This window comes from Clostridium sp. AUH-JLR23 (genome assembly GCF_964238065.1).
GTDB classification, from domain to species: domain Bacteria; phylum Bacillota_I; class Bacilli_A; order Erysipelotrichales; family Coprobacillaceae; genus Allocoprobacillus; species Allocoprobacillus merdigallinarum.
In genome coordinates, this window is the sequence record NZ_CAXSKY010000010.1 from 1 (window position 1) to 25,759 (window position 25,759).

Annotated in this window: 27 protein-coding genes; 5 read left to right on the plus strand and 22 right to left on the minus strand. The window is 36.6% G+C overall.

Annotated elements, in window-relative coordinates:
* Window positions 1-218 precede the first annotated feature (218 nt).
* The 10 genes from ACESR5_RS06250 to ACESR5_RS06295 all read right to left on the minus strand — a co-directional run bounded on the left by ACESR5_RS06250 (window position 219) and on the right by ACESR5_RS06295 (window position 7,376).
* Complete coding sequence (locus tag ACESR5_RS06250) at window positions 219-1,190, minus strand: helix-turn-helix domain-containing protein (protein ID WP_055273822.1); 972 nt, start codon at window positions 1,188-1,190, stop codon at window positions 219-221.
* A 144-nt stretch (window positions 1,191-1,334) separates the two neighbouring features.
* Window positions 1,335-2,051 carry a flavodoxin family protein gene (locus ACESR5_RS06255; protein ID WP_373154718.1) on the minus strand — a complete coding sequence of 239 codons (717 nt, stop codon included), beginning with the start codon at window positions 2,049-2,051 and terminating at the stop codon, window positions 1,335-1,337.
* Between the two features lie 3 nt (window positions 2,052-2,054).
* Complete coding sequence (locus tag ACESR5_RS06260; protein ID WP_021949695.1) at window positions 2,055-2,627, minus strand: TetR/AcrR family transcriptional regulator; 573 nt, start codon at window positions 2,625-2,627, stop codon at window positions 2,055-2,057.
* A 202-nt stretch (window positions 2,628-2,829) separates the two neighbouring features.
* A complete protein-coding gene (locus ACESR5_RS06265; RefSeq protein WP_055273827.1) occupies window positions 2,830-3,207 on the minus strand; it encodes a TnpV protein in 378 nt (125 codons plus the stop codon).
* A 24-nt stretch (window positions 3,208-3,231) separates the two neighbouring features.
* Window positions 3,232-4,392, minus strand: a complete 1,161-nt coding sequence (locus ACESR5_RS06270; RefSeq protein WP_373154719.1) for a plasmid recombination protein — start codon at window positions 4,390-4,392, stop codon at window positions 3,232-3,234.
* 288 nt (window positions 4,393-4,680) lie between these two features.
* Entirely contained in the window at window positions 4,681-5,643 is a 963-nt protein-coding gene (locus tag ACESR5_RS06275) for an AAA family ATPase (RefSeq protein ID WP_055273829.1), read from the minus strand.
* Window positions 5,636-5,782, minus strand: a complete 147-nt coding sequence (locus ACESR5_RS06280; protein ID WP_156337954.1) for a hypothetical protein — start codon at window positions 5,780-5,782, stop codon at window positions 5,636-5,638. The genes ACESR5_RS06275 and ACESR5_RS06280 overlap by 8 nt, the downstream gene beginning before the upstream one ends.
* Window positions 5,775-6,107, minus strand: a complete 333-nt coding sequence (locus ACESR5_RS06285) for a hypothetical protein (protein ID WP_055273831.1) — start codon at window positions 6,105-6,107, stop codon at window positions 5,775-5,777. Before ACESR5_RS06285 ends, ACESR5_RS06280 begins: the two co-directional genes overlap by 8 nt.
* Complete coding sequence (locus ACESR5_RS06290) at window positions 6,097-7,188, minus strand: site-specific integrase (protein ID WP_087383906.1); 1,092 nt, start codon at window positions 7,186-7,188, stop codon at window positions 6,097-6,099. The genes ACESR5_RS06285 and ACESR5_RS06290 overlap by 11 nt, the downstream gene beginning before the upstream one ends.
* The gene (locus ACESR5_RS06295; protein WP_055273915.1) at window positions 7,188-7,376 is read right to left on the minus strand and encodes a hypothetical protein; all 189 of its coding nucleotides are present in this window, start codon (window positions 7,374-7,376) and stop codon (window positions 7,188-7,190) included. The genes ACESR5_RS06290 and ACESR5_RS06295 overlap by 1 nt, the downstream gene beginning before the upstream one ends.
* 384 nt (window positions 7,377-7,760) lie before the next feature.
* Here ACESR5_RS06295 and ACESR5_RS06300 point away from each other — a divergent pair, with 384 nt between their 5' ends.
* Together ACESR5_RS06300 and ACESR5_RS06305 are read left to right on the plus strand one after the other, a co-directional pair.
* Window positions 7,761-8,285, plus strand: a complete 525-nt coding sequence (locus tag ACESR5_RS06300) for a helix-turn-helix domain-containing protein (protein WP_055273835.1) — start codon at window positions 7,761-7,763, stop codon at window positions 8,283-8,285.
* Between the two features lie 20 nt (window positions 8,286-8,305).
* Window positions 8,306-8,698, plus strand: coding sequence for a hypothetical protein (locus ACESR5_RS06305; protein ID WP_055273837.1), 393 nt, complete (start codon window positions 8,306-8,308; stop codon window positions 8,696-8,698).
* Between the two features lie 249 nt (window positions 8,699-8,947).
* On the opposite strand, the gene guaA is transcribed toward ACESR5_RS06305, so the two are convergent.
* The gene (gene guaA / locus ACESR5_RS06310) at window positions 8,948-10,495 is read right to left on the minus strand and encodes a glutamine-hydrolyzing GMP synthase (protein ID WP_373154720.1); all 1,548 of its coding nucleotides are present in this window, start codon (window positions 10,493-10,495) and stop codon (window positions 8,948-8,950) included.
* Between the two features lie 12 nt (window positions 10,496-10,507).
* Window positions 10,508-11,785: an adenylosuccinate synthase gene (locus ACESR5_RS06315; protein ID WP_373154721.1), complete on the minus strand. Its 1,278-nt coding sequence runs from the start codon at window positions 11,783-11,785 to the stop codon at window positions 10,508-10,510.
* Window positions 11,786-11,945: 160 nt separating this feature from the next.
* Between ACESR5_RS06315 and ACESR5_RS06320 the strand changes: the two genes are divergently transcribed.
* Window positions 11,946-12,827: a LysR family transcriptional regulator gene (locus ACESR5_RS06320; RefSeq protein ID WP_087297667.1), complete on the plus strand. Its 882-nt coding sequence runs from the start codon at window positions 11,946-11,948 to the stop codon at window positions 12,825-12,827.
* A 333-nt stretch (window positions 12,828-13,160) separates the two neighbouring features.
* Here the strand turns inward: ACESR5_RS06320 and ACESR5_RS06325 are convergent, their stop codons facing one another.
* The 5 genes from ACESR5_RS06325 to ACESR5_RS06345 all read right to left on the minus strand — a co-directional run bounded on the left by ACESR5_RS06325 (window position 13,161) and on the right by ACESR5_RS06345 (window position 17,019).
* Window positions 13,161-14,213: a molybdopterin-binding protein gene (locus tag ACESR5_RS06325; protein WP_373154722.1), complete on the minus strand. Its 1,053-nt coding sequence runs from the start codon at window positions 14,211-14,213 to the stop codon at window positions 13,161-13,163.
* Between the two features lie 100 nt (window positions 14,214-14,313).
* Window positions 14,314-14,748 (minus strand): MG284/MPN403 family protein, encoded by a 435-nt coding sequence (locus ACESR5_RS06330; protein WP_087243974.1) that lies wholly within the window; start codon window positions 14,746-14,748, stop codon window positions 14,314-14,316.
* Window positions 14,749-14,800: 52 nt separating this feature from the next.
* Window positions 14,801-15,538 (minus strand): tyrosine-protein phosphatase, encoded by a 738-nt coding sequence (locus ACESR5_RS06335; protein WP_373154723.1) that lies wholly within the window; start codon window positions 15,536-15,538, stop codon window positions 14,801-14,803.
* Window positions 15,539-15,550: 12 nt separating this feature from the next.
* Window positions 15,551-16,192, minus strand: coding sequence for a TatD family nuclease-associated radical SAM protein (locus tag ACESR5_RS06340; RefSeq protein WP_373154724.1), 642 nt, complete (start codon window positions 16,190-16,192; stop codon window positions 15,551-15,553).
* Window positions 16,189-17,019: a pyridoxamine kinase gene (locus ACESR5_RS06345; RefSeq protein ID WP_168081278.1), complete on the minus strand. Its 831-nt coding sequence runs from the start codon at window positions 17,017-17,019 to the stop codon at window positions 16,189-16,191. Before ACESR5_RS06345 ends, ACESR5_RS06340 begins: the two co-directional genes overlap by 4 nt.
* A 143-nt stretch (window positions 17,020-17,162) precedes the next feature.
* Between ACESR5_RS06345 and ACESR5_RS06350 the strand changes: the two genes are divergently transcribed.
* Window positions 17,163-17,759, plus strand: coding sequence for a pentapeptide repeat-containing protein (locus ACESR5_RS06350; protein ID WP_129739598.1), 597 nt, complete (start codon window positions 17,163-17,165; stop codon window positions 17,757-17,759).
* Window positions 17,760-17,836: 77 nt separating this feature from the next.
* On the opposite strand, the gene proS is transcribed toward ACESR5_RS06350, so the two are convergent.
* From proS to ACESR5_RS06375, 5 genes are all read right to left on the minus strand, one after another.
* Window positions 17,837-19,273, minus strand: a complete 1,437-nt coding sequence (proS, locus tag ACESR5_RS06355) for a proline--tRNA ligase (protein ID WP_373154725.1) — start codon at window positions 19,271-19,273, stop codon at window positions 17,837-17,839.
* A gap of 93 nt (window positions 19,274-19,366) precedes the next feature.
* Complete coding sequence (locus ACESR5_RS06360) at window positions 19,367-19,546, minus strand: DUF4177 domain-containing protein (RefSeq protein WP_373154726.1); 180 nt, start codon at window positions 19,544-19,546, stop codon at window positions 19,367-19,369.
* 4 nt (window positions 19,547-19,550) lie between these two features.
* Window positions 19,551-22,625 (minus strand): AAA family ATPase, encoded by a 3,075-nt coding sequence (locus ACESR5_RS06365; RefSeq protein ID WP_373154727.1) that lies wholly within the window; start codon window positions 22,623-22,625, stop codon window positions 19,551-19,553.
* Window positions 22,612-23,739 carry an exonuclease SbcCD subunit D gene (locus ACESR5_RS06370; RefSeq protein ID WP_373154728.1) on the minus strand — a complete coding sequence of 376 codons (1,128 nt, stop codon included), beginning with the start codon at window positions 23,737-23,739 and terminating at the stop codon, window positions 22,612-22,614. The genes ACESR5_RS06365 and ACESR5_RS06370 overlap by 14 nt, the downstream gene beginning before the upstream one ends.
* Window positions 23,740-23,776: 37 nt before the next feature.
* The gene (locus ACESR5_RS06375; protein WP_289528093.1) at window positions 23,777-24,172 is read right to left on the minus strand and encodes a GNAT family N-acetyltransferase; all 396 of its coding nucleotides are present in this window, start codon (window positions 24,170-24,172) and stop codon (window positions 23,777-23,779) included.
* Between the two features lie 249 nt (window positions 24,173-24,421).
* Here ACESR5_RS06375 and ACESR5_RS06380 point away from each other — a divergent pair, with 249 nt between their 5' ends.
* Window positions 24,422-25,732 carry a hemolysin family protein gene (locus tag ACESR5_RS06380; protein ID WP_087243964.1) on the plus strand — a complete coding sequence of 437 codons (1,311 nt, stop codon included), beginning with the start codon at window positions 24,422-24,424 and terminating at the stop codon, window positions 25,730-25,732.
* The last annotated feature ends 27 nt before the right edge of the window (window positions 25,733-25,759 follow it).

Sequence of the window (25,759 nt, forward strand, 5' to 3'; positions counted from 1 at the left end):
TCTTTGGCTAGTGGTTGGTAGTACGAAACCTCCACAGTGGACTTTCACCACCAAGTTTTATGCCATGCGTGGCACACGCAAAAAAGACGGGTAAGGAGTTTATCCCTACCCGCCACAATTTTACAGTTGTATGCGTTACATTGCGTTATTTGCAGTTGTCATTCTTCGTCTTAAGCGTGTTAATATCACTTCTGCCCTTAAAATGCGATAGGATTTTATCAATCTTTCTTGTCTGTGAATAAACGGCAGATCGCCATAACACCTGCAAACAAGACCCCTGCCACCGGCCACACAATCCAGGTAGTCTCCCATGCGTTTGTTAAAAAGCTCCAGGCAAGGTATATAGCTGTTGCTGACAGCCAGTACGCTGTTGCAATCGTTTCCTTAATGTAGCTTTTCCTTATCTCTTGGGGTGTATATTCACCCTCTTTCAGCAACTTCTGCATACTCGCCCATCGAACGCCGGCTATGATAAATATTCCTGCTCCGATTCCGGCGAGCAGCAAAGTAATTGCCAGCATGATAACGATTAAAAATTCGTTTTCGGTAAACGCACCGACCAGCAGAGGAACGGGGGATAGAATACAGATACCGGTTGCAATCATATTGCTCCTTACATAGACAGGTCTATATTCTTTTTGTCTTTCTTTAACCATTCCCGTTACGCCATATTCTGTTTCAAAAGGTTCTTTATCAATGAAGTCATAGGGTGCATTTTTAAAGCCGCAGTGCAGAAAGATCGCAACTGCAACAGCAACAAAAACGAACAGAGAAACAAGCCCGATCCCTCCGGCGACATTTTCAGATATGGAGAGAGCAACCTCGGACACAGCTCCCAAAAGCAAAAGAGGGATTACCGCAATAACGCAAAGAAAAGTTGCTACGGCAATTTTTACGGACGCAGACTTTCTCCATTTCAAAAAATGATCTGCCTGTGACAAAGTAATCCGTTTCACAGGTATATCTGTTTCATCTGTGAACTCCTCATCTTCCATTTCGTCCTTGAGAAGATAATCGGTCGTCACGCCGAACAAATTTCCAAGCTGAAGAATTTTTTCTAAATCCGGTGTAGTCTGTGCAGCCTCCCATTTGGATACCGCCTGACGGGACACATTCATTTTTGCAGCCAGTTCTTCCTGAGACCAGCCATTTCTTTTTCTCAATCGAATAATCTTATCCGCTAAAATCATAATCATTTACCTCCGTTTGATACTGTAGTGCAATCGCCCTATTTCTATGTATAGGATACTCTTTTCAAAGGTTGCATACCACCAAACGGCGGTTTGAAATGTGTCAACCTGCGGTTGCAGAAGTATTTTTCCATACAATACAAACTATTTCCACGGTCTGCTGTCGGCAAGCCAGCCTTGCTCCGCCCAATACTTTCCGTCAAGGTATTCGGGATCTGATCTATGTATGGATTTCTGCATCATACGGCAGAAGAAAAACTTAAATTTCGTAATCAAATTTGTATGTGCGGGCTTTGTATAATCTATATGAGCAAACTTCCGAGACAGCTTTTGAAGCTTTCCCGCAAGCTCGGCTTGTTTCTTTTGCGGCAATTTTTCCCAGACGATATCGCTCATCAATGCACCGGTAAATATCTCGATTTTGGAAATGCCCCACCACAATAAGCTGTGCTTCATATCTTTTGCCGCAGATTTTGCTCCGCTGCCCAAGCATTGTGTTATGATGACAGCTCGTTTTCCAAACATTTCAGGAGCAGGACGGTGCGGTATCCAGCGATAGGCAAAATGGTCAAGTAACGCTTTCATTGCACCGGTCGCATGAAAGACATATGCAGGCGATGTCATCACAATCAAGTCCGCTTCCAAAAGTGATTTTTCAATTTTCCTGATATATTCAGCATCCTTGCATTTCTGTTCGCCCTTTAAGATACAGTTTGTGCAGCCAGCGCAGAAAGCGGGGCAATCCTTTGGAAGATAATATTCTGTAATATTCGCATTATCACTAAAGTCTGCTAAAAACATCTCTTTTAGACGATAGGTAACGCCGTGTTTTTCCGTTCCGTTTATCACTGTTATATTCACTCTTTATACCTCCAAAATATCGTGTAAAACTTGTGTGTGAAAATTCCTGCGGTTTTCTTTCTGTCTAAGGTCAATCCCCAATATTTGCGATATAATTTCGTATCGTAGGAACATTTGCTGCATAACGGTAATCAAATACAGCGTTTTTCGTCTTATCGCCGCTTCATCAAGGTCAGGACGGCAGGCTGCAACAAGCGGAAGATATGCCGCATAAGTTCTGTAAGTGTTGTCATTTTCTTTCGGTGACTGCATATCGGTAAGAACAGAAATTTTGGAAATGGCATAATGTTCAAACAGAAAATCAAGGGTTATATTGCCGAGATAAGTGAGCTTCTCAAAAGGAGTAAAGCCGTCTGTTTTCTCTCGTATATTCTGAAAATGCTCAACTGTTCCGTTTATCATACGCTCAATACATTGCTCGATGAGTTGATCCTTGTTTCCAAAATGATAATTTACAAGGCCTAATCCAACGCCTGCTCTTTTGCATATCTCACGGACTGTAACTTCGTCTAAATGTTCCCCTTTTTCCTCAATTAGTTTAATCATCGCCTGTATAATGGCTTCTTTATTATCCACACTATACCTCCTTTTGAACATTGTTCAAATACATTATGCTGAACGCAGTTCAAAAAGTCAAGAGATTGTGACTAACAAGTGAAGTATGTAACGCTTTTCGGTGTCAAACCGCCCTGTTTAAGCGTTTAAGAGAGCAAAAAAAGACGGGTAAGGAGTTTATCCCTACCCGCCACAATTTTACAGTTGTATGCGTTATAATGCTTTAATTATAGATAATTTCCTCGTTTACAATATCCATTGCTCTATTACGAATACTGTTCATTGTCTGTACCCACAGCATTGAATTTTCTGCCTTTAGCTGTTCGGTTAAGCCCTCTCGCTCCGCTATCTGTTTTACCAGCCGAAGAAACGTATCTTCCGCCTGCTCGTCAATATCCACAAGATAGCTGTTCAGCTTGCCGCTTGTAAGCAGGTTGGTATAAAGCACCTTGCGGTGCTGTTTGAGATAGCGCAAATGCCGCTGCCCCCATACGCCGATAGGCTTGGTTTCTTTTTCGGCGGGTAAAGACAGACAAGGAAGAAAATAATCTCCCTGCCGTATATAAGTGCCGCCCAGTTCTTCAAAAATCATCTTTGCCATTTTGTTTTCCTCCTGAAAAATGATTTATCTTGAACGTGTGTAATCACGCTTTTGACCTTTGAGATTTCTCGCCTGTTCAAGCAAGCTGTCTATCTGTTTGTGTCCGAATACTCTGCGAAGCAGCGAATAATCTTTGTTTTCAGCCCTCAGCCTTGTGTTTTCTTCGGTAAGCTTACCGTTAATTTTTGAGAGCTTTTCGTTTTCACGATATAGATTTCCGTTTGTGATGTTCAACCTGTGATAACTGTCCAACGCCTTGAAATATCGTGCAACTAAGGTGCTGATTAAAGATTTAAATCGGGCTACAAGCGGCTCAACAAACTTTGTCTTGTAGCTCCTTGCCGACATCATCGCAGAAGGCTCAGGGAGCTGATATTCAGGCCCGTTCATGATACTCTCATCAAGATTTTGCAACGCTCTTTCGCCATTATCAAAGTTTTTAATACGGTCAGCCATAACACGAAACTCATCTTTTTTCTCGACAAGCTTATCTTCAAGAGCGTTAATTTCCTTTTCTCGCTCCTGCTTTTTGTAATCCAAAACAGAGAGATGTTTTTCATGAGTCCCCTTGTGTTCCCACTCAATTCCGTGGCGTTCCATAACAAACGCTAAGGCGGATTTTTCTGCGCTTACCCATTGATTCCACTCGGTATCTCCACGAGTACCGCCCTTGAAGCCCTGTGCTGCAAGCGCCTGTTTCAACGACACTCTTGTATCCAGTCCACGCTTGCTGCCGGTGGTAAAGGGAACAAAATCAATGTGCAGATGCGGTGTTGCCTCATCCATATGCAGATGAGCCGAAAATACTTTTAACTGCGGATTTCGCTCCTGAAACCCACGATAGTATTCATCTAAAATCTGTCGGGCAAGCGTCCCGTTTTCGCTTTCAGCGCTCATATTTTCCTTATCGCCTATCTGCAAAATCAGTTCGTGAAACGGTTTTTCCTGTTTGGAACTGCGGATTTTTTCATAGTAGTTTTCTATCTTTCGGTCAGCTCTTGTCTGCCTGTCGTTGTATCTTTTCAGCGCATCATCGAATAATTCGTGATACACTTTCCTTATCGGCTCGTTGCAGTAATCTATATTGAGATGAGTGCGGTTGCCGTCTACATTCTCCGCTTTGAATTTGCGGCTGTTGTGGTTGACTGAGCCTTTTCCGACCATTGCGCTAATCGTTCTTTGCATAAATTACACCTCCAATCTCTTAAAAATCGTTCTTCCTCGGTTCTGTTACTCTTGCCAAGAGTAACGCAAAAGCACTTTTGACAGCCTACTGCCATCAAAAGCTGCTATTGCGCTCTCCGAGGGGGTTATGGGGCGTTGCCCCGTTGTCTGCGGACAACTCCCCCGTAAGGGCTGTCCTTTGAAAAGGACACCCTTGCAACCCCGTCTAAACTTCATTACTTCCCGAAAAAGGAACATTGCAAGGTTGCAGATGTGCCTGCCTTTGCAATGTTGCAACCTTGAAAAACCTCACTCCATTTTTTCGGGAAGCTGCCAGTACCACTGACTGCCTTCCTTAACCGATTGGACATTCAGTGATTTCTTTGCTTCATCCAGCACACGCTTGGAAATGCCTGCCGCCCGTGCTTTTTTCAGCAATGCCTGCTGCGGATATTTGCCCTTTGAAAGATACTCAAGGATTAAATTTTCAGCCTGTTCGGATTTCTTCTCTTTTGGAATACCGCTCAACAGATCGTCAACCGATATATCGTAATGACCGATCCATTTGAATCCGTTTTCCTTGTCCAGCTCGAAGGCAATCGCTTCGCCCTCTGGAGCAAGGGAGGACTTGTCCTGCACCATCACTCTGACCTGCGGATTGTCTTTAATTCTTCCGACAATCAGGACGCTCCTTGCCGAAGCCTGAAAGTCAATCGAGCCAAGCCCACGGTAAGAAGATTTATTTCCGCTGCCCTTGTTCATATGACCGACCAACAGGATAGCGCAGTCATATTTTTCTGCGATTCGTCCGAGCTGCGCCATCACATTACGGACTTCGTTGGCATTGTTCATATTGATATTTGCTCCCACATACGCCTGAATCGGATCAAGGATTACCACCCTTGCGCCGACTTCTATGATTGCTTTTTCAATGCGCTCATCCAGCATACTGAGTGCGGCTTCTGATTCGTCTATGACTTTGATTTGCGTACAGTCTGCCTCAGCCGCTTCCAATCTCGGTTTGATGGTATCTTCCAGTCCGTCCTCGGCAGTTTGATAGATAATCTTAACAGGCTCACGCTCGGTATCGTCATAGGGCAGTGCTTCTCCCTTTGAGAGAAGCGCCGCCAGTCTTAATGCCAAAGTTGTTTTGCCCTCGCCGGGATCGCCCTGAATGATTGTGATTTTCCCGTATGGGATATATGGATACCAAAGCCAATTCACTTCCTTGCTTTGGACTTCATCCATACTAATGATTTTAAGTTCAGCCATTCCTGCCACCGCCTTTCAGAAGAAAAGCATTGATATTTCCGTTTGGATTGGTTATACTGTAATTAGTTACATGGAGTGACTGCCTATCATCTGCGCCAACAGATGTGTTTCGGGCGGTCATTTCTTTTTGCTTATTCATCCTGTACCTCTCCTTTCAAGCCGCCGAGAATAACGAAAATCAGTTCAATGACATTGAGCAGCTCTTCGTCTACACCGTTTCCAGCTTCAATCCTTTGCAGTTCCGCAAGGACGGCGGCAAGCTCCTTTTTTAGAGCCTTATACACCCTCGGATTGCCCTGCACCACCACATCCTGATTGAGACAGCGACGGTAGCAGTATTCCTGCTTCGGCAGTCCCGATAAGGCGACCGCTTTGTTAATGCGTTCATTTTCTTCGGGCGATACCCGAAATCCCACCGTGATATTTCTCCAACGGTTTTTGTTGTCTCTGTTCTTAGCTGACATTTTCAAAATCTCCTTTCCCTAAATCGTCTAATCGCTTCGCCATTTCCGTCTGTTTGGACGGGAACAGATGAGCGTACTGATAAGTGATTTCAATGCTTTCGTGTCCTACACGGTCGGCAATCGCCACCGCCGAAAATCCCATATCGATCAGCAAACTGATATGGCTGTGACGAAGGTCATGAATACGGATACGCTTCACGCCTGCGGCTTTTGCACCTCTGTCCATCTCGTGATGAAGATAGCTTTTCGTTACTGTAAAGATACGGTCTTTCTTTTTGAGTCCGTAGAGCATACCGAGATATTCCTGCATTTCCTCACAGAGAAAATGCGGCATTTTAATGGTACGGTTGCTTTTCTTTGTTTTCGGCGTAGTAATCACATCTTCCCCGTGCAAACGCTGATAGGATTTGTTGATCGTGACCGTTTCCTTGTCAAAGTCGAAGTCCGAAGGAGTCAGCGCCAGCAGCTCGCCCTCACGGATACCGCACCAGTAGAGCATTTCAAAGGCGTAAAAGGAAACGGGCTTGTCCATCATCTCAAAGGCAAACTTCTTGTATTCCTCTTTCGTCCAGAACAGCATTTCCCTGTGTTCCTCGCTTCCCATATTTCCCACCTTTGCGGCGGGATTGGAACGCAGCTCGTAGTAACGCACAGCATGGTTGAAGATAGCGGAAAGCTGATTGTGCAGCGTCTTCAGATAAGTCTGTGAGTACGGTTTTTTCTTCTCGTCACGATAGGCAAGCATTTCATTCTGCCAAGTGATGATTTCTTTTGTAGAAATCTCGCTGATTTTCAGCTTACCGAAAAAGGGCAGTATCTTTGTGCGGATAATATGCTCCTTCGTCAGCCAGGTGTTTTCCTTCAGGCGATTTTTCACATCTCGGATATACAGCTCTGTGAAAGCCTCAAAGCTCATATCAAGGTCAGAGGAATTCTGCAACTGGAACATCCGCTCCCATTCCTGCGCTTCTTTCTTTGTGGTAAAGCCACGCTTGCATTTCTGTTTGCGCTCTCCTTTCCAGTTCACATACCTTGCCATCACATACCAAGTACCATTGTCCTCATTTTTGAATACCGGCATTATTCCTTCTCCTTTCCGGCTCCGTAGAGCCTTTCATAAAAATACTGGCGGTTGACACGTCCCGCAATCGTAATAAATCCCTTTGCTTTCAGCTCCTCGTTCAGCTTCCTGATGATCTTATAGGCATAGGGCTTGGATACATTGAGTTCCTGCGCCACATCATCGGCACGGATAAACCGGTTTTCCATATACATCACCTTCCCTTCTGTTTTTCAAATTCATTTATTTCGTGTCGGAATACTTTCTTGCCGCCTTCCGATTCGCCCGGGCGGATGTGCCATTACCGTGACACACGACGGATATTTTATTAAGCTTATTTGCTTAATGCTTTTTCATTATACTAAGCATATTTGCTTTTGTCAAGCGGTTTTAGAGAAAATATTAAACTTTTTTGTTTTATTTTCTCTTGACTTTCACTAAACATATCTGCTATACTGGTCGTAGAATGAATTGACGACCAGTTCAAGGTTCTGTCAAGCAGGAGAGGGTGGAGATTTTCGCAGAAAATACTACCCGGCGCTTGACAGGTTCTTATACTGGTTGCAGATACATAAGCAAGGAGTGTAAACACTATGGCGATTGGTGAGAGAATCCATTTTTTCAGACTTCTGCGTGGTATGACGCAAAAATATCTTGGTACGGCTGTCGGCTTTCCCGAAAGGAGCGCCGATGTGCGCTTGGCGCAATATGAAACCGGCTCCCGCAAACCGAAGGCGGATTTAACGGCTGCACTGGCGCAGGCGCTTGATGTTTCCCCGCAGGCTCTTGATGTTCCTGACATTGACAGTCAGATCGGTCTTATGCACACCTTATTTACCCTTGAAGATGTTTATGGGCTGACCGTCAGCGAAACAGCCGGAGAGGTTTGCCTGAAAGTCAATAAGGACAAGGGCAAAGAGGCTTACGAGCTGCTGCAAATGCTCTATGCTTGGAAAGAGCAGGCGGACAAGCTCTCTGCCGGTGAAATCAGCAAGGATGATTATGACCGCTGGCGTTACTACTATCCGAAATACGATACCACACAAATCTGGGCGAAAGTTCCTTCGCAGGAATTAAGCGACGCATTAGTCGAAGTATTCAAAGATAAGTTAAAATAGAGTCAGCAGGAGGTTACAGCATGAAACGATATAAAATAGCTGCTTGGTTAATGATAATTCACGGTGGATTTATGGAAATCGGTGGTGTTTTATGTGCCCTTCCTGCGCTAATTTTGGGTTCTGGCAAATTTGACATCGGACAATATTTTTCTTTTAAGCTCCAATATTTCCAAGACAACCTATATATGATTTTATTTATGGGTGCGATTTTCGGTGTTATGCGAATCATCGGTGCTATAGGACTTCTAAAAAATAGAATGTGGGGACTCGCCCTTTCCGTAATAAACTGTGTTGTTACTATGATATTGATGATGTTTATGCTTCCATTTGGCATACAAGATGGACTGCTTGCCTGCATCGCTTTAGTTTTAATTTTGACACAGTATTTTGGCAACCGAAAAATCATTGAATAATTTCCTTTCTCTTTAAAGCAAGTTGAAAGAACGACAAAAAGCCCTTAGCTATGAGTTACTACCCACAGCTAAGGGCTTTCTAATATGGATTTCTTTTGCCACACAACCGCTTGTCAATCATTCTGTAACCCATAAACCACCGGATTGCAAGAATAATGGATCTTGTATGGCTGTTATCAAATTGTTATCAAAAGACTTCTGTAAACGCCGCAAACCCGCATAAATACTGGGTTTTTACGGTACTTCGTTTTATTCAAACTCTATTGTCCCAGGAGGCTTCGATGTAATATCATAGAATACTCTATTCACACCACGAACCTCATTAATAATTCTTGACATCACTTTATTTAAGACTTCATAAGGAATTTGTGCAGCTTCTGCAGTCATAAAGTCAATTGTATTGACAGCACGTAAAGCTATCGCATAATCATAAGTTCTTTCATCACCCATGACACCAACAGAACGCATATTTGTGAGTGCTGCAAAGTATTGACCAATTGTACGATCTAATCCAGCATTGGCAATTTCTTCACGATAAATAGCGTCTGCATCTTGTACAATTCTGACTTTTTCAGCAGTGACTTCACCAATAATACGAATACCAAGTCCTGGTCCTGGGAATGGTTGTCTGAATACTAAATATTCAGGAATACCTAATTCCAATCCCACTTTACGAACTTCATCTTTAAATAAATCTCTTAATGGTTCAATGATTTCTCTAAAATCTACATAATCAGGAAGTCCACCAACGTTATGATGTGACTTGATGACCGCAGATTCTCCACCTAATCCACTTTCAACAACATCTGGATAAATTGTTCCTTGAACTAAGAAATCAACAGCACCAATCTTTTTTGCTTCTTCTTCAAAGACACGAATGAACTCTTCACCAATAATTTTTCTTTTCGCTTCAGGTTCAGTCACACCTTTTAATTTTTCATAATATCTTTCTTGTGCATTCACTCTAATGAAGTTTAATTCATATGGTCCTTCAGGTCCAAAAACAGCTTCCACTTCATCACCTTCGTTTTTACGAAGTAATCCATGATCAACAAATACACAAGTCAATTGATTTCCAATCGCTTTAGAAAGAAGAACTGCTGCTACTGATGAATCCACTCCACCAGATAAGGCACATAAAACTTTTCCATCTCCAACTTTTTCTCTAATCGCTTTGATTTGTTCTTCAACAAATGAATCCATACGCCAATCTCCTGAACATCCACAAACATTCAAGACAAAGTTAGATAAAATTGTTTTTCCATATTCTGTATGTAAAACTTCAGGATGGAATTGAATGGCATACAATTTCTTTGCTTCATTTTCACATGAAGCCACTGGACAATCTTTTGTATAAGATGAAATTTCAAATCCATCAGCAATCTCAGAAATATAATCAAAATGACTCATCCAGCAAGTTGATTCTTTAGGCACATGAGTAAATAAAGCTGAATTTTCTTTACTCACAATTAAATGAGATTTTCCATATTCTCTGACATCAGCACGTTCTACTTTACCACCTAAAACATGTTGCATTAATTGTGCCCCATAACATAATCCTAAAACAGGAATACCAAGTTCAAACAATTCTTTTGAATATGTAGGTGAATCTGCTTCATAACAGCTGTTAGGTCCACCTGTTAAAATAATTCCCTTAGGATTCATTTCTTTAATCTTTTCAAGATCAGTTTTATATGAATAAATTTCACAATAAACATTACATTCTCGAACACGTCTAGCCACTAACTGATTATACTGACCACCAAAGTCTAAAACAATGACTAATTCTCTCTTCACTCATTTCCCTCCTTAAAATTGAATATCTTTTAAAACAACTGTCTGTTCTCTATCTGGTCCAACTGAGAACATGACAATTGGACAATGAATTAATTCTTCAATACGTCTGATATAATTTTGACAATTGACTGGTAATTCTTCAAAAGATTTCACATGTGTAATATCTTCTTTCCATCCAGGCATTTCTTCATAAATAGGTTCCACTTCTTCAATACCCTTAATTGTAGAAGGTAAACCATGAATCACTTCACCTTTATATTTATAAGCTTTACAGATTTTAATGGTATCTAATCCACTTAAAACATCCAATAACATTAAAGCAATTCCTGTTAAACTAGACATTCTACGTGATTGATTAACAACCACAGCGTCAAACCATCCTGTACGTCTTGCACGTTGTGTCACTGTTCCATATTCATGTCCTCTTTCACGAATGAAATCTCCAATTTCATCATGTAATTCTGTTGGGAAAGGTCCAGCTCCTACACGTGTTGTATATGATTTGATAATCCCAATCGCTTCTTTAATATATAAAGGCCCAATACCAGTCCCTTCACTCACTCCATTAGCACCTGGATGAGAACTTGTTACATATGGATAAGTTCCATAATCAATATCCAACATAGCGCCTTGCGCACCTTCAAATAACACTTTACGATCTTCACGTAAATATTGATCTAACAACATTCCTGTATCACAAACAAGTGGTTTGATCACTTTTGCATATTCTTTATATTCTTCAAAAATACTTTCAACAGTGAATTGTCCTTCTAATTCAGGATATTCCATCACTTTCATTGGGAAAGTTTCTTTTAATCTTTCTAAAAATAAGTCTTCATCAATAAACTCACCCATACGAATACCAATACGACTATACTTATCAATATAACATGGTCCAATACCACGTTTTGTTGTCCCAATGCTATGATCTCCTTTTCTTGCTTCCTGAATCGCATCAATTTCAAGATGATAAGGTAAAATCACATGACAACGATCACTCACACGAATCTTACTTGTATCAATACCCGCATCATTTAAATATTTGACTTCTTCCAAAAAGGCTTTAGGATTAACAACCATCCCATTTCCCATAATGACTTCATGTCCACTAAAAATTCCAGAAGGTATTAATTTCAATGCAAATTTCTTTCCATCATACACAATCGTATGTCCTGCATTGTTTCCTCCTGCATAACGTACTACAACATCAGCTTTTTGGGCAAGATAATCAGTAACTTTTCCTTTACCTTCATCTCCCCACATGCTTCCTACTACAACCACACCAGCCATAAAACTTCATCCTTTCTTTTTTACATCAATATTATATAAAATATGACTCTTATATACAATCAAAATTTATCATAATTGACGTATCAACACTTCTATTATAAAATAAAACAAAACATTAGTAAAATTAATATTTAAAAACATTGATATAAGGAGAGCTAATATGAACATTAAACTAGAACAATATAAAATCTTTAATGAGGCAGCCTCAACGCTTTCTTTTTCTCTCGCTGCCAGAAATCTCTTTATTTCACAATCCGCTGTCAGTCAGGCTATTCGCCTTTTAGAAAAAGAATTACATACGCAGCTATTTATTCGTCAATCTAAAGGGGTTATTTTAACTAAAGAAGGACAAATCCTCCATCAGAAGATTTCTGAAGCCTTATCCTTAATTACCAGTGCTGAAAATCAAATTGCCCATTTTCATGAATTAAATCAGGGAGAACTGCTTATAGGTGCCGGTGACACATTAAGCGAAAACTATATCATGCCTTATCTTGTTCTTTTTCACCAGCATTATCCTCATGTCAAAATCAAGATGGTCAATCGCACCAGTCTGGAAATCATAGACTTATTAAAAACAGGAGATATTGATTTGGGATTTATTAATATGCCTCTTTATGATGAAGCCATTACCATTCGTGAATGTTTACAAATTCATGATATTTTTGTCAGCTCACATCAAGACTCTCATTCATATACAATGGAAGAGCTTGTGAATGAACCTCTCATCATGTTAGAGAAAAATTCAAATTCCAGACAGTTTGTTGATGACTATTTTGCTATGCAAGGTTTCTTATTAAACCCTAGCATTGAACTGGGTTCTCATAATCTCCTTTTAGAAGCTGCTAAAAATCATTTAGGAAAAGCTTGTGTGATTAAAGAATTCTCACAACATGAACTGGATAGTCACCAGATTTATGAAGTGAATCTCACGCATGCTTTACCTAAACGTAGCATTGGATATGCTTATCTTTCACGCAAGACATTGACTCCTGCCACATCCAAATTCATTGAACTTTTACCAGTTTTTCAAAATGAATGACATAAGAAAAGAGCGATACACCCTGAAATATCGCTCTTTTCTTATATCGATCCATAGCGCTGCTGTTCACTATTTGGCTGTTAGACTGCTGCCTCTAACAGGGATCATTTTGAGTAAATTATATGAATACTTTGCTTTCCATGTATATCGAGGAATATTATGATATGATATACACATTGTCCCTTTGGACAACTCCTATTATATATAAAGTTTGTTTTCATGCAACTAAAAATTTAAAATTATGTCGATTTTATCAATATTTTTTTAATTTTATTAAAATGTAAACACTTTCACCATACAAACATAGGAATAGTTTTCAAAAGTACCATATTTTTACTGATTATGTCTCACTATATATTGATAGAGTTTTGCTATAAATCTAGCCTCTACTTTCGCATAAGAATATTCAGCTTTCACAAATGTTGGAATTTCAAAATAATCATCATTCATAGATACACAGACAACTTCTCCAAGAGATTCCTGTCTTGTATCAACCATGATATGAATATTAGCAGACTCATGCATCAATGGTTTCAACCATTCATCATAAAAACGAAAGTCACCATGATATGTCAAAGAAATTTTGGGCTGTTTTTTGAGTACAGCTGCTTTTAAATCTTTTTCTTGAATGATATATTCAGCCATACGATGTTCTATTTCCATCTTCACATCTTTCATCAAAGCATCAGCCACCTCTTGAGAAGATGCTTTAACAGCCAAACGAATACGTACTGTTTCTTCTCCAGCATATAAGGCTATAGAAACATCTTTTTGACCATCAATCAAATCTCTCAACATTTCATCAATCTTACTTTCACCAATAAACATTGTTAAATATTCATAAGTATAAATCGTATCTTGTTTCCATTTGGTAAGATAAGGAATCAAAGAGTGTTCAACAACATATTGCAGTTCTTTAGGTGGACCAGGTAAATTAATGATCATACGTTGTCCATCAGACATGGCACAGCCATTAGCTGTTCCCATATCATTTTCTAAAATATAAGCGTCTCGAGGATAATAAGCCTGCTTAAAATTATTGTCAGGAATCTGGTCAACACCTGTACAATAGCGACATTTGATATCTACTTTTCGTGCTTCTTCTTCATTATAAACCATTTCCAAGCCTAAATACTTGGCTGACAGTTCTTTAGTCAAATCGTCTGTCGTAGGTCCGAGTCCTCCTGTTGTGATGACACAGTCAGCCCCACGTTCAAAAGCAATCTTTAAACAATCATATAATCTTTGAGGATTATCACCCACAACACTTTGATAATACACATTAAATCCTAAATCTTTGCATATCTTTTGTAAAAGTGTGGCATTGGTATTCACAATTTCACCCAATAATAATTCTGTTCCAACATTCATAATTTCTACATTCATCAATCAAATCTCCTTATATCCATTCCATAAACCATGTCTATGTTTAATTTCTTATTTCTATTGTATAAAATAAATGTTTATTTTTCTACTCTTTTTCAAACTATGACTCCAACAAAGATAAAATTTCCTCTTCACTCCAAAATATCTGAATACACTCTATAAATTCATCCAAAGCTCTATGTTTCATACGATAATAACTGGCACGTGAATAAAAGCTCATCCACCATGAAGCCTGATAATAATTAATATACTCATGTTCAATAAATTCATAAGTGTCTTTTGATAAATGATTATGTATCTGATGAATAATTCCAACAAAACTTTCTAATTTCTGTTTACGCTCTAATTGCTTAATCATTTTCTCATCACCATTATGATATGAAGATGATGTGTCTTTCACTTTAAACATATCAACCTGTGGATAATAATTATAATGCTGATTCAAATACAAGATATCTAACTGCGCTCTTTGATAAGTTTTATAAATTTTCCTTGCGACATGATCCTTCTGTTTTAAAGTTAAATGTTTTTCCATAAAAAATCCCTCCTAATACTTATATACGCATTTTAGAGGGCATTTTTCTTTTTTAAATTGTAAAATTCTCAATTAATTGTTCAATTTCTTCATTTTTTAACCCAATTTCCAATAAATACTCTTTAGCACTACCATAATGTTCTCTTAAATAATCCAATAACTCCATCATATATCGAGGTGAAGATCTTAAATATTGTTTCGCTTCTTCATTATCCATCATTTGTGCCAAAGACGCATTAATATCTATATTATTTTCATAAGATTCACTATAATCTTTCACAATATCATATTCATGACATCCAATCAGATCCAACAATAAAGCTGCAGTGACACCTGTACGATCTTTACCAGCAGAACAATGAAACATAACACCTTCATAAGGATATTTCACAAAGATATCAAACAATTCTTTAAATTTATGTTTCATCCCTTCTAACATATAAATATAGACACCACCTAAGTCTTTATAAGTTTTCACTTCTTCAGGAACAATAGCGGCTTTAGTAGAATCAAATAAATTCACTTCATAATAATCAATATCTTTTTCATTTTGAAATGGATTAGGCTGACACTCTTTTTCAAAATCACTTCTTAAATCAACCACAACCTTAACACCATAATCCTTTAAAGTCTGAATGTCTTTTGAAGTTGCATAAGTAGGTGCAGCTGCTCTGATATACTTATGAGCACGACTATACATTCCACCCTGTGTTTCATAACCACCTAAATCTCTTGTATTAACCATTTTCTCTAATTGAATCTGACGTTCTTCTCTTGTCATATATAGCATATTTTCACTCTCCTATTCTTCAAAAGGACGGACACGTAAAGTCACGCCTAAATCATCACAAATTGCCTGACATTTCTTTATTTTCTCTTCACCAATAATATCCACAACACTCATCACAACAAATGGAACATACTCGCGACAAGACTTTGCAAAATCAAGCATAGCCTGAAAAGACTTTATCCCAAAACGACTGCGTGTTAATGCATCATATTCCTTAGCATCTGGAGCATTTAAACTGATCGAAACTGTATCAATTCTTCCCTTGAATTCAGGTGTTACATCTCTTTGATGAATCAAACAAGCTAAACCATTGGTATTAACACGAATAGGTAAATCTCTTCGAAAATGCTTTAAAATCCCTGCAATCTGTATCACATCTTCTACTCTTTCTAAGGGTTCACCAAAACCACAGAAAACAACTTCATGAAAATCATCTAAATCATATTTTTGAAACTCTTTAATCACATCTTCAACAGTCGGTTCCTCTTCAAGCCATAAACTATGTCCTTCTTCCATTTCCTTTGTCTGTCTTAAACAAAATGTACAGGCACAAGGACAACGGTTGGTTAAATTAACATAAACTGTAACATCTTCTAATGAAGCTAATTCACTGATATCCTGATAACCATTGCCGTGTATTGTATATAAAATCATAAATCTTCTCCTAACTCATATAAATATTCTTCAAAGCTCAAACCATAATGATGAGGGACATGTGTCTGTTCACAAAAGCGAATACATTTTGAAGCAAAGGCTGTTGCTTTTTTGACACTTTCATAAAAACTCAATCCATTCAAATAGCTTCCTGCTATGACAGCCGCAATAACATCTCCTGTTCCACAACGATCTTTACCAATGCGATCCACCATTACAATCTGATAATCTTCATGTTTATTATAAATAAAATTTAAAATCTGTTTATCATTAAACGGTATACCTGTCACAACAATATGAGATGGTCCTTGTCTTGATAACTGTTCACACATCTCTTTGAGTTCATCAAATGAAGGCAAAGACTCAGGGTAAGGGCGATCAACTAAAGTGACAAGTTCAGTTAAATTCGGTGTCATTAAATCCGCATATTGAACCAGTTCTTTCATCTTCTGACACATGGCAGGTGTATATGTCTTATACAATTTTCCATGATCTCCCATCACAGGATCCACAAGAATAAACGTTTCTTTTCTTTTAAAAGTCTGTATAAAATCAATCACAATATCAACCTGTTCTTCAGAACCTAAAAAACCTGTCGCAATGGCATCAAATTCTAAATGCAGATCTTTATAAGTCTGGATATAATCTTTCATCCTTGATGTATAATCATCAAAATAATAAACGGGAAATTGGGTATGGGTTGATAAAATAGCAGTAGGAATAGGAACAGCCTGTATCTTCATAGCGGATACAATAGGTGCCATAGCCGCAATCGCACATCTTCCAAATCCTGTCATATCATTAATTAAAGCAATCTTCTTTTGCATACTTACACCTCATTTTTATCCTATTTTATCACAAACACATCTAAAAAAGAAGAAATGTATCTTGAAAAGGAACAACTCTGTATGATTTCATTTTCTATCATTCTATGTTATGATAATGAAAAATATCAGAAAAGGAGTTCATTATGGATAAGCATTGTTTCAAAACAGATTTAGCTCAAGACACAATCATAGATCAACATTATCAGGATGAAGCTATTTTTGATAGTCATTTCAAACATAAAGACTTTCAACATTGTCAGTTTGAACATATTGATTTTCAAGATGTTTCTTTTGAAAACAGTTATTTTGTCAATGTCACTTTTATTCATTGTGATTTATCCAATATCAAGTTGAATCATACACTTTTTAGACATGTCCGTTTTGAAAACTGTAAATTGATGGGTACTGACTTTTCTGAATCCATCTTTGATCAGGTTATTTTTCAAGAATGTCTATGCTCATTTGCGAATTTTGCATTCATGCATAATAAAACAGTTCAGTTTCAACATTGTTGTCTACAAAATGCCAGTTTTGTAGAAGTCAAAATGACAAAAACAAGCTTTGATGAATGCGATTTACGACAATGTGAATTTCTCCATGCTTCACTTTCTCATATTGATTTATCTTCATGTCAGATTGAAGGCATCATGACATCTTCTCAAGATATTGCTGGGGCTATCATCGCCTATAATCAGGCTCCAGCTCTCATCCATTTATTAAAAGTCAAAATCAAGGAATAAAAAAACTATGGTGATTAGAAGTGAACTTCATGATTTGGAAATTCAAATCATGAAGTTCATTTCTTTTTTCCATAGTTTTAATATGCTCTTGCAAAATAAACAATATGTTTTGCTTTCTTACCACAAATTGGACAAACCCCATCAGCGTGAGCATCTGTATCAATACAACGTGATGTTGCAGCTGTGTCTTCTTTAATCTTCACTTCACATGCTTCATCACCACACCAAGGCATTTTAACGTAACCACCTTTGTTATTTAAAACGTCTTTAAATTCTTCATAAGTTGTGACATCAGTGATATGTTCATCTCTAAATTTTAAAGCTTTCTGATACATTTCTTCATGAACTTCATCTAATAAATGAGCTAATTTGTCTGGTAATGTCTCATCAAGAACTAAAGTTAATTTTTCACCATTTACACGTTTAGCGACAACACATTGACCATTCTGTAAATCTCTTGGACCCACTTCTAAACGTAATGGAATACCACGCATTTCAGCTTCTGAGAACTTCCATCCTGGTGATTTGTCACTTGCATCTACTTTCACACGGATACCTTTAGCCTGTAATTGAGCCTGAAGTTCATAAGCTTTATCTAAGATTCCTTCTTTTTGTTGTTGAATTGGAATAATCATCACTTGTGTTGGTGCGACTCTTGGCGGTAATACTAACCCATTATCATCACCATGAACCATAATAATCGCTCCAAGTAAACGTGTTGAAACACCCCATGAAGTCTGATAAACATATTTAAGCTGATTATCTTTGTCTAAGAATTTCATATCAAAAGCTTTCGCAAAACCATCACCAAAATAATGTGATGTTCCAGACTGCAATGCTTTTCCATCATGCATTAGAGCTTCAATTGTATATGTTTCTTCTGCTCCTGCAAATTTTTCTCTTTCTGTTTTTCTACCTGTTACCATTGGAATAGCCAATAATTCTCTGGCAGTTGTTTCATAGATATCCAACATACGCATTGTTTCTTCTTTCGCTTCTTTTGCTGTTGCATGAATCGTATGTCCTTCCTGCCATAAAAATTCTGAACCTCTTAAAAATGGTCTTGTTGTTTTCTCCCAACGCACAACAGAACACCATTGATTATATAATTTTGGTAAATCACGATAAGAATTGACAATCTTTGCATAATGTTCACAAAATAATGTTTCAGATGTAGGACGAATCAATAAATGTTCTTCCAATTCATCTAATCCACCACGTGTGACAACTGCACATTCAGGTGCAAATCCTTCAACATGATCAGCTTCTTTTTTTAATAATGATTCAGGGATTAACATCGGCATATAAACATTTTCATGTCCCGTTTCTTTAAATTTTTTGTCCATATAGGCTTGAATCATTTCCCATAACGCATAACCATATGGGCGATAGATAATAAACCCTTTGACACTTGAATAATCCATTAATTCGGCTTTACGACAAACATCTGTATACCATTTCGCAAAGTCTTCATCTCTTGATGTAATCGCATCATTTTTTACTTTATTTGCCATTTTTTCTATACCCCTTCTCTAATATTTACCTTACTATTATACAAGAATTTAACTAAAAAGCAATTAGGACTCGACTTTTTCTTTTTCAAAAACCTAATCTATTTCTTCTATGTAACCATTGCCTCTTTGTAAAACTGGAATCCACCCTGCATAACGCCATCCTTCACTTGCATAACCATCAATGATCTCATGCAACTTTTCAAAACGATATTCAGTGATTCCAAAACCTGAAACCTTGGCTGACATGCGATGATATTTATAAATCAGTTTCATTTGCTTATCCCCTTTCAATATGTAATGAACTGCCCTGTTGTCCTTTTTCTACAATAATCTGAGTATCAATTCTTTCTTTTAATTCATCAACATGAGAAATAATACCAATCGTCTTATAATCATTCTTTAAATCCATTAAAACTGATAAAGCCTGATCAATAGATTCATGATCTAAAGTCCCAAAACCTTCATCAATAAATAGCGTATTTAATTCAATGCCTCCAGCATAATTTTGGATCATAGACGATAGACCTAAAGCCAGTGATAAAGCTGCTTTAAAAGATTCTCCACCTGATAAAGACTGAATATCTCGCATCATTCCCGTTTCATAATCCAGAACACTTAAATCCAATCCTTGCTGTTTGACACCTTTAACATCTTTTTTACGATATAATGCAAATCGTCCCTGTGTCATTTTTAATAGCTCAATATTCGCAAATTCAAGAATCTGTTCAAAATAGGCTGATAAAACATATCTTTCAAAAGACATACGTAAAGGATTCTTTCCTGATGTATAATCATATAAATCCTGATAAAGTGTATACTTTTCAAAAATATCCTGGTTTTTATGATAATCCTTATCTAACTGATCTAATGTTTCCTGATTTTGCTTATAAACATGTAAAGTCTCATGATATTGTGTATAAGTTTCATCACGTTTTTGCGCCAATGCATCTAACTGCTGTTTTTCTAAAGACAAATCAGTCATGTGATAATCTTTGGTTTTCTTTTCTAAAAACTGTTTTTGTTTCCCTAATGCTTCTTTTTGAATGATATAATTCTGATAATCTTTTTCCTGATTAAAAATAGACTGTTGACGTTTTTGATAATCTAAAAACTGTTCTTCACTATCAAAGTATTGATCAATAAATGCCTGATAACGCTGTGTATATGCTTCCTGTTTTGATTCTAAATCATCTATTTGACTAGAGAATGTTTCAAGCTGATGCGTATAAACAGAAATATCTTTTTGGCATTGATGATATTGATTTTCAATATCATGAATATGCTGATCTAGCTGTTGAAATTGTATTTGTTGATGTTTCAATAAAACAGAGATATCTTGTTCATTAGAAAAATGATATTCTTCTTGAAGCTGTGTATATTGTTGATGTAATAAAGATAACTGTTTTTCTTTATCAATGATCTGATTTTGCATATCCTGTAGATATTGATTTTGTTGTTGAAGTAAAAGATGATCCTGTTTCAGATTTTTTTGAATCTTCTTTAAATAAATCACATCATTATATTTTTTCTGATATGTTTTTTCCTGTTCATCAATAACCTGTACAATATCAGATAATAAACGAATAAAAACTTCTTTTGATAATTCTTCTTGAATATCCAGCTGTTTTTTTAACATCTCAATACGTGTTTTCATTTGTTGAACAAGTTCATTTTGTTGGAAAACTTCCTGATATGCTTCCTGTTGTTGTTGATTAAGCACTTCTACCTGTTGAGATAAATTCTCTAATTCATGAGAAGATAAAACCGATGTTTCCAGTTGAGCCAAATGAGGATGATGCGTTGAGCCACAGACTGGACAAGGTTCATTTTCTTTTAAATGAGATGCTAAAATGCCTGCCTGTTGACGACGGAAAAGTTCATCTTCATGGCGATATTTGACTAATATATCTTCATATTTTTGATGCTTCTTTTGATAATTCACTGACAAATCATAGTGATGATCTTCTAAAGATTTCCATTCATCATAAAACTGACTGAGTTCATGAATCATGACTCTTTTTTTATTAATATCTTTGACATTTTTCTCATTTTGTTCTAACTCCAATTCTAAACGAGGTAAACGATTGACATTTTCCTGATCACGTTGAATGCGATTGTCTAACTTTTCATAGCGTGACTGTAAATTTTGATAATCGTTTTGCATAGATTGATATTGTTTGTATTGGTTTTGATATTGTTGGAGAAGCTGATGATATTGTTGATATTTTTCTAAAGATTGTTTGGTATTATCAATATCTAATAAAAGCTGATCTTTTTGTTGTTTCTCTTTTTCTAATTGCTGATATTCTCTTTCAAGCTGTTCAAACTGTTTTTGAGAAGTTTCTAACTGTTTATGAACTTTTTGTTTTTGATTCAAGGACTGTTTATATGACAGTTTGATTTGTTGATACTGGTCTAATAAAGATTGATGATCTTTGATGGCTGTCACTTGATCTAAATCATGTTTCAATGAAGCCATCATCTTTTCTTGATTTTGTAAAGTCTGATATTGTTGTGTGATTTGTTGTAATTCTGATAATTGAAGATTTTGTTGTTGTTTTTGATAATAAAGATTCGCAAACTGATCATAGCTTGCCTTCGCATTTTGATACGATGCCTGATAGTGTTGTAACTGATCATGAAGCTTTTCATTTTCCAAAGTGGCTTCCTGAATATAGGAAGGATGGAATTCCTGTTGATGCATGTCCATAAATGCAGAATCTAGCTGCAACATGGAAAAACGTGATGATAAAGCTTGTGATGATAATAAAAACTGATCTTTGTAAGTTTTCACCTGTTCTTTCAATAGATTTTCAAAAACAACCAGTGATTCACTATGAAAAACATGACGTAAAACACGTTCTCTTTCTTCACTGCTGGCATAAATCAGTTTCGTAAACTCACCTTGTGCAATCATGACAATCTGTTTAAACTGATGAACATCAACACCCAACAATTCCTTGATTTTGGCATTGACTTCTTTAACTCCTTCAATCATGTTTTCTCCATCATCTAAATAAGCATTGGCATTTTTAGGTGTTTTATAGCCTTCACGATAATAAGTCGGTGAACGCTTGATTGTATAGATATGCTGATGTAATTCAAAAGTCAATTCTACATATGTTTCATCTTTTGCATCCGCAAAGTCACTGCGAAAATAAGAAACATGACGATGTGAACCACTGGCTTCTCCATACAAAGCAAACGTAATCGCATCAAAGAGAGTAGTCTTTCCTGAACCTGTTGGTCCACTAATTAAATATAAGCCATGATCTAACATATTTTCAAAATCAACAACAGTGAAATCTTTATAGGTCATAAAAGCATTCATTGTTAATTTAATAATTCTCACTCTCTTCACCTGCCTTTTCCAATAATGTTCTCACAACATCTTTTTGTAAATCATTTAATTTTTGACTTTTGACATCTTGATAAAATTGTTCAAATAATGACAAAGTATCCATCTGTTGAATAGATTGTATCGGTTGAAATGATCTTGTCTGATTATGTTTCATTAAATATTGATAAGTGATCTGTAAAAGATGAGGATATAAAACACGAAGTTGTTCAATCGCATGAGGAACAATGGTTTCATCTAATAATTCAAAAGCTAAAAAATCATCTTTTTTCTCAATAAAATCATTTTGCATAAACTGTGCAAATGTACCTTGATATTTTTTTAAGGTCTGACGTGGATGTAATTCATGGGTTGTGATAGACAAATCATCTGTATCCACAATCACAATAGATTTTTTTTGATTCACTTCATCAAAAGAATAACACATCAAAGATCCACTATAACGCATCGTTTCACGTTTCACCTTTTGAGGTGCATGAAGATGTCCTAAAGCGACATAATCAAAATCATCAAATAAAGAAGCATCAATGATTTCACTGCCTCCTACACTTAATGGAACTTCTGATTCACTTGTGACACTAGAGTGTCCAACAAATTGATGTGTGACCAGTATATTTTGATAATCATAGTCAAGACTTTGCTTGGAAAGATAAAAAGATAACGCACTTTGATAATCATGCATGTCCTGATCAGGATATAACATTTTCACCTGTGATAACTTGACAAAAGGCAATAAATAAAACCTTGTCTTTCCATACTCTACAAAAGCCATATTCTCTTTTAAATATGTTTCAATATGTAAACCATTTTCCGATAAAATAGAACTTGCAAAATGTAAACGATCCCTACTGTCATGATTACCACTAATCATTAAAACCTGAATATGATAAGTTAGTAAAGCCTGACTTAAAAAATCATCTAATAAATTCACTGCCTCCTGACTTGGTATCAAACGATCATAAACATCACCTGCAATAACTAATAAACGAATATCCTGTTCATCCATATATGTTAATAATTCAAATAACAATTCACGTTGAATATCTAATAAAGAATATTGATGTATGACTTTCCCTAAATGTAAATCCCCAATATGTACAAACTTCATGTTATGCCTCCTTTTCCATTATTATAAAACAAACACTTTATATTTCCCAAATAAAAACCATTTTTTCCTTTTCATCACTCGCAAAAAAACGACGCTGTTTTGCAGGAATAACCTTTGTTTCTATATATCTTGCGCCTAATTTTTGAATAGTACGTAAAGAAGCCTGATTATGAGGATCACAAGTTAAAATCACCTGATGAAACTGTAATTGTTTTTGTAAAAGCAAACAAGCCTGATAAGCATAATGATGACCACGATAAGCTTCATCAATATGATAACCAATATGACCATCAAAATAGTGTTGTTGCATGGTTCCTTCTCTAAAAGTTAAACGCCCCACTTCTATTGAATCAACCATAATGGCATAAATATAATAAGGCGTAAAGCCCATAGGCAAATGCTCATGAACGTATTCCAGTAATTCAAGTTTCATATATGCTTCACCTCTTTTTTACATACTCTTATCATAACAATATTGACAGTTACGTGCAATATGATAAAATAGAACACATAAAAGGGAGTAGTTAGCATCATTTCATGATGTTATATAATCGACATCACGCTAAGTTTATTAGCCGGTTTTATATATGAAATAACGAGACTTTTATTGCAGTGTTGTGGTAGTTGTCTTTTTTTTGTATCACAAACATATAGAGCCAAAAAATAAAAGGAGAGTGAAGTTATGGACTCTATACCCTCGCAATTATTATTGCAGATTATTTTAATTTTATTAAATGCCTTTTTTGCAGCAACAGAAATTGCTGTACTATCATTAAACAAAACACAGTTAGAGAAAAAAGCTGAAAATGGTGAAAAAACAGCTAAACGCTTATTAATTCTTCTACAAGAACCTTCTGGATTCTTATCAACAATTCAAATTGGAATTACGTTAGCTGGATTTTTAGGAAGTGCTTTTGCGGCTGATAACTTCTCAGAGTATCTTGTTCAATGGGTATCACAGGATTTAGGAATCACAAGTATCCCATTAAATGTCCTTGATACACTATCAGTCATTGTTATTACAATTATTTTATCTTATTTTACTTTAATTCTAGGTGAATTGGTTCCTAAAAGAATTGCCATGCAAAAACCATATGAAGTATCTAAAATCTCATGTGGCACAGTTTTAATGATTGCAAAAATTATGAACCCCGTTGTCAAATTCTTATCTTTTTCAACCAATGCCGTTTTAAAACTATTACACTTAAAAACAGAAGCTGAAGAAGATAGCATCACCGAAGAAGAAATCTTGACAATGATCGAACTCGGTGAAAAACGTGGCGTTTTAGATGAAGATGAAAGTGAATGGCTACAAAATATCTTTGATTTTAATGATACAGATATTTCTGAAATTATGACACCTTCTGTTGATATTGTTTATATTTCAGCAGATGCCTCGCAAGAAGAGATTATTAAAATCATTCAAAATACTGGATTATCACGTTATCCTGTTTATCAAAACGATGAAAATAACATTATCGGTGTCTTACATGTCAGAGATTATTTGTTGAATCTCCAAACAAAAAAGAAACCATTTGAAAAGATTCTTACAAAACCATACTTTATTCCAGATTCCATGAGAGCTGATGATTTATTTGCAGATATGCAAAATAAAAATATTCATTTTGCTATTGCTATTGACGAATTTGGAGGTATCAGTGGAATCATTACATTAGAAGATTTAGTTGAAGAAATCTTTGGAAATATCTATGATGAACATGACTCACGTGAACGCCCAGATATTCAAAAAATCAATGAAACACAATGGCGTGTCAATGGAAATACAAATATTGAAGATCTTGTTGAAGCAACAGGTATCCAATTCCCAGAAGATGAAGACTACAATACCATTGGTGGTTACATATACAGTCATCTTCGTTCTATCCCAAAAGATGGTACAACCAAAACAATTCACATAGATAACATAACTTTCCAGATCACCAAGATTCAAGATCGTCGTATTAAAGAAGTCATCATAACAAAAAAAGCCTAGTCGAATTTAATCAACTAGGTCCTTTTT

Coding starts and splice junctions, on each gene's coding strand:
- ACESR5_RS06250 (WP_055273822.1), bottom strand. CDS start 1,190: ATGATTTTAGCGGATAAGATTATTCGATTGAGAAAAAGAAATGGCTGG.
- ACESR5_RS06265 (WP_055273827.1), bottom strand. CDS start 3,207: ATGGCAAAGATGATTTTTGAAGAACTGGGCGGCACTTATATACGGCAG.
- ACESR5_RS06270 (WP_373154719.1), bottom strand. CDS start 4,392: ATGCAAAGAACGATTAGCGCAATGGTCGGAAAAGGCTCAGTCAACCAC.
- ACESR5_RS06275 (WP_055273829.1), bottom strand. CDS start 5,643: ATGGCTGAACTTAAAATCATTAGTATGGATGAAGTCCAAAGCAAGGAA.
- ACESR5_RS06280 (WP_156337954.1), bottom strand. CDS start 5,782: ATGAATAAGCAAAAAGAAATGACCGCCCGAAACACATCTGTTGGCGCA.
- ACESR5_RS06285 (WP_055273831.1), bottom strand. CDS start 6,107: ATGTCAGCTAAGAACAGAGACAACAAAAACCGTTGGAGAAATATCACG.
- ACESR5_RS06290 (WP_087383906.1), bottom strand. CDS start 7,188: ATGCCGGTATTCAAAAATGAGGACAATGGTACTTGGTATGTGATGGCA.
- ACESR5_RS06295 (WP_055273915.1), bottom strand. CDS start 7,376: ATGGAAAACCGGTTTATCCGTGCCGATGATGTGGCGCAGGAACTCAAT.
- ACESR5_RS06300 (WP_055273835.1), top strand. CDS start 7,761: ATGGCGATTGGTGAGAGAATCCATTTTTTCAGACTTCTGCGTGGTATG.
- ACESR5_RS06305 (WP_055273837.1), top strand. CDS start 8,306: ATGAAACGATATAAAATAGCTGCTTGGTTAATGATAATTCACGGTGGA.
- ACESR5_RS06315 (WP_373154721.1), bottom strand. CDS start 11,785: ATGGCTGGTGTGGTTGTAGTAGGAAGCATGTGGGGAGATGAAGGTAAA.
- ACESR5_RS06320 (WP_087297667.1), top strand. CDS start 11,946: ATGAACATTAAACTAGAACAATATAAAATCTTTAATGAGGCAGCCTCA.
- ACESR5_RS06325 (WP_373154722.1), bottom strand. CDS start 14,213: ATGAATGTAGAAATTATGAATGTTGGAACAGAATTATTATTGGGTGAA.
- ACESR5_RS06330 (WP_087243974.1), bottom strand. CDS start 14,748: ATGGAAAAACATTTAACTTTAAAACAGAAGGATCATGTCGCAAGGAAA.
- ACESR5_RS06335 (WP_373154723.1), bottom strand. CDS start 15,538: ATGCTATATATGACAAGAGAAGAACGTCAGATTCAATTAGAGAAAATG.
- ACESR5_RS06340 (WP_373154724.1), bottom strand. CDS start 16,192: ATGATTTTATATACAATACACGGCAATGGTTATCAGGATATCAGTGAA.
- ACESR5_RS06345 (WP_168081278.1), bottom strand. CDS start 17,019: ATGCAAAAGAAGATTGCTTTAATTAATGATATGACAGGATTTGGAAGA.
- ACESR5_RS06350 (WP_129739598.1), top strand. CDS start 17,163: ATGGATAAGCATTGTTTCAAAACAGATTTAGCTCAAGACACAATCATA.
- proS (WP_373154725.1), bottom strand. CDS start 19,273: ATGGCAAATAAAGTAAAAAATGATGCGATTACATCAAGAGATGAAGAC.
- ACESR5_RS06360 (WP_373154726.1), bottom strand. CDS start 19,546: ATGAAACTGATTTATAAATATCATCGCATGTCAGCCAAGGTTTCAGGT.
- ACESR5_RS06370 (WP_373154728.1), bottom strand. CDS start 23,739: ATGAAGTTTGTACATATTGGGGATTTACATTTAGGGAAAGTCATACAT.
- ACESR5_RS06375 (WP_289528093.1), bottom strand. CDS start 24,172: ATGAAACTTGAATTACTGGAATACGTTCATGAGCATTTGCCTATGGGC.
- ACESR5_RS06380 (WP_087243964.1), top strand. CDS start 24,422: ATGGACTCTATACCCTCGCAATTATTATTGCAGATTATTTTAATTTTA.